This window comes from Streptomyces sp. NRRL WC-3549, from assembly GCF_000721935.1.
Lineage (GTDB): Bacteria > Actinomycetota > Actinomycetes > Streptomycetales > Streptomycetaceae > Streptomyces.
Genome location: NZ_KL585427.1, coordinates 2935 through 6594 on the forward strand (window position 1 = coordinate 2935; position 3660 = coordinate 6594).

At 75.0% G+C, this 3660-nt stretch carries 3 protein-coding genes; all 3 read right to left on the minus strand.

Annotated elements, in window-relative coordinates; genetic code table 11:
- Positions 1 to 1333 (minus strand): AMP-binding protein (locus IH13_RS38770; RefSeq protein WP_031088992.1); only part of this gene is annotated, 1333 nt, incomplete at its 3' end.
- Positions 1334 to 1428: 95 nt separating this feature from the next.
- Positions 1429 to 2229: an SDR family NAD(P)-dependent oxidoreductase gene (locus tag IH13_RS0129050; RefSeq protein WP_031088993.1), complete on the minus strand. Its 801-nt coding sequence runs from the start codon at positions 2227 to 2229 to the stop codon at positions 1429 to 1431.
- Between the two features lie 93 nt (positions 2230 to 2322).
- Positions 2323 to 3660: FAD-binding protein (locus tag IH13_RS0129055; protein WP_037842760.1), on the minus strand; the 1338-nt coding region annotated here is incomplete at its 5' end.

The window sequence follows — 3660 nt, forward strand, 5'->3', positions numbered from 1 at the left end:
GGTAGACGTTGAAACCACCGACCACGAACATGTCCTTCGAGCGGCCGGTGAGGACCAGGTTGCCGCGGGCGTCCAGATGGCCGACGTCCCCCGTCGCCAGCCAGCCGTCCGCGTCGACGGCGGCGGCACCGGCCTCCGGGTCGTCGAGGTAGCCGAGCATCACGTTGTAGCCGCGCACCAGGAGTTCGCCGTCGTGCCCGGCCGGCAGCGGGGTCCGGTCCGGGCCGGCCACCCGTACCTCGACACCGTCGATCGGGCGGCCCGCGGTCATCGCGACGGTCTCGGCGTCGTCGTCGGCGGAGCAGACGGAGACGGTGCCGCAGCTCTCGGTGAGCCCGTAGGCGGTGAGCACCTCGGGGAAGAGTTCGGCCCGCATCCGCCGGACGAGGGCGACCGGGACGACGGCGGCGCCGGTCACCGCGAGCCGTAGCGACGACAGGTCGAAGCGGTCCCGGCCGGGCGCGTCCAGCAGTTCGGTGTAGATGGTCGGCGGGCCGGGCAGCACGGTGATCCGCTCGGCCTCGACGGTGCGCAGCGCGTCGTGGACGTCGAAGACCGGGTGCAGGACCATCGTGGCGCCCCGCAGCAGGCAGGCGAGCACCCCGGCCTTGTAGCCGAAGCAGTGGAACAGCGGGTTGATGACCAGGTAGCGGTCCTCCCCGGTGAGCCCGGTGCGGGCGGACCAGGCCCGGTAGGTGAGGACGTTCTGCCGGTGTGTGGTCAGGGCGCCCTTGGGCCGGCCGGTGGTCCCGGAGGTGAAGAGCAGGTCGCAGGGGTCGTCGGGGCCTACCGCCGTGGTGTGCGCGGTGGCGTCCCCGGCGGGCGGACGGGCGCCGCCGCGCAGGAAGCCGTCCCAGGACAGGGTGCCGGGGTGGGCGGCGGCGTCCAGTGCCACCACCGTCTCCAGGGCGACGGGCCGGACCGCACCACCACCCCCGGTGTCCGTGTCCGTGTCCGTGTCCAGCATGGCCAGGTAGTCCTTGCCGAGGAAGCCGTTCTCGACGAACAGCACGCGTGCCTGAGCGCGTTCCAGCAGCCAGCGCGCCTCGGCGCCCTTGTAACGGGTGTTGACGGGAACCAGCACTGCTCCGGCCGACACCGTGGCGAGCGCGGCCACCACCCAGCGGTGGCTGTTGGGCGCCCAGATCGCGACCCGGTCGCCGTGCCGTACGCCGAGCGCCGTCAGCGACCTCACGGCCACCCGCACCTGGTCGCGGACCTGCGTCCAGGTCAGCCGTACGGCACCGTCCACGACCGCCTCCCCGCCGGGGGCGCGCGCGACGGCGAGGTCGAGGGCGCCGGGAATCGTCAGGGGGTGCTCGCTCTCGCTCATCTGCTCTCCGGGGAGGGGACTTCTGGGGGCGGTGCTCGGGGGCGGGGCCTACCGGGCGGCGGTGGCGGTCGGCGCCCACCGCACCTGACGGGCCGTCAGGAGGGGGCGGGGAGCAGGCGTTTGGACGCCTCGTGGGCCCCCAGGACGAGGTCGGCGCGCGGGAAGCCGCTGCGGCGCTCGGCGGTCTCGGCGGTCCCGCCGGCGACCAGGACCAGGACCGGTCCGTCGGCGAGGTGGCGCAGCCCTTCGCGGGCGACGTCGTCGGGTTCGGCGACCCGCAGCCCGGGCAGGTCCATGCGCAGCCCGGCCCGCTCCATGGCGGGGGTCCGGGTGACGCCGAGGACCAGTTCGAGTACGTGCACGTCGTAGGGGCGCAGCTCCAGCCAGAGTCCTTCGGCGAAGACGCGGCTGAAGGCCTTGGCCGCCGAGTAGACGCTGATCTGCGCCTGGCCCAGATAGCCGGAGAGCGAACCGACCAGCATGATGCCGCCGCGCCGCCGCTCCTTCATCAGGGCCCCGAAGTGGTGGGTGAGCGCCAGTTGCGCGGTGATGTTCAGGTCCAGGACGCCCTGGACGCGGTCGAGGTCGGCGGTCACGAACTCGTGGCCGTAGCTGTTGGCCCCCGCGTTGAAGATCAGCAGACCGACCTCCAGGCCGTCGGTGACGGCACGGACCGAGGCCAGGGCCGCCGGGTCGAGCAGGTCGAGTTCGAGGGTGCGGACCTCGACGCCCTTGGCGCGCGCCCGTGCGGCGGTCTCGTGCAGCGGGCCGGGCTTGCGGGCGATCAGGACCAGGTTGATCCCGGCGTCCGCGAGCTGGTCGGCGAACGCGGCGCCGACGCCCTCGGAGCCGCCGGCGACGACCGCCCACGGCCCGTACACGCTCTGGTCGATCATGGAGTTCCTCTCGTCGTGGCCGGCGGTGCGGTGACCGTAGAACGCCCTCTCCCGCCACCGCCGCCGGACATCCCACTGGCCGGGATGCCCGGATCAGGCCGCGGGGGCGGGCTGTGCGGCCATGTGCCGCACGGCCAGCGAGGCGAAGACCATGGCGGTGCCGATGGGGACGCCGGGGCCGGGGTAGACGCGCCCCGTGAAGGAGGCGCTGGTGTTCCCGGTGGCGTACAGGCCGGTCAGCGGGCGGTCCTCGGCGCCGAGCACGCGGGCGTGGGCGTCGGTGCGCAGGCCGCCCTTGGTGCCGAGGTCGGAGAGGACCAGCCGGGCCGCGTAGTACGGGGCCCGGTCGAGCGGGACCAGGCACGGGTTGGGGCCCGGGGCGTTCTCGGTGTCGGCGAAGAACAGGTCGTAGGGGTCCTCGCCGCGGTGGTGGTCCTCGTCGGTGCCGGTGGCGGCGAAGCCGTTGAACCGGGTGACGGTGTCGGTCAGGACCTCGGCGGGGACGCCGAGGAGGCCGGCGAGCTCCGGCAGCGTCTGGGCCCGCACCCAGGTCCCGGCCGCCAGGTGCTCCGCCGGGTCGGTGGGCGGCACGGTGATGGCGGGCAGGGCGCCACCGCCCCGGGAGTCGAAGACGAGGTAGGCGTACGGTCCGGCCTCCTGGGCGGCGGCGAGGGCGCGGCCCATCCGGTCGTACGGCAGCGACTCGTTGGCGAACCGCCGCCCGGTGGCGTCCACCATGAGACCACCGCGCAGGCCGAGGGTGAACGCGGCACCGCCGTCCGGGAGTTCGGTGCCCGGGCACCACCACGCCTCGTCCATGAGGGCGGTAGTGGCTCCGCATGCGACGGCGGCGCGCAGCACCTCCCCGGTGTTGGTCCCCCGGGGCGCCATGCTCCACGCCGCGCCGCCCGGCACCCGGTGCTCGGCGCGCCACGCGTCGTCGCCCTCGAAGCCGCCCGCGGCGAGCAGGACACCGCGCCGGGCCCGTACCCGGACGGTGCCACCGGCGGTCAGCGCCTCCACACCGGTGACCCGGCCGTCCTCGGTGACCAGACCGGTGACCCGGTGCCCGGTGCGGATGTGCGCGTGACCGGTGCGGGTGGCGGCGAGCAGCAGGCGTCCGATCAGGGCGCGGCCCGCGGTCAGCGGCGCTTCGGGGTGCCCCAGACCCGCGCGGTCGCGGTCGACGGCCGGGCGGACCAGGGGCAGCAGTTCGCCCAGTTCGCCGGGGGCGAGGTCGAGCGGGACGAAGGAGCGGCCCGCGTCCATCCGGCCGGGGGCGGCGACGTAGTCGGGGAAGGCGCGCCACTCGAAGGCGAGGGCCGGGTCGCTCTCCAGCCGGGCGACCAGTTCCGGGGCGTGGCGCAGGAAGGCGTCCCGGCGTTCGGCCTCGGCGTCCCCGGTGAGCGCCCGCAGATAGGCGCGGGCCGC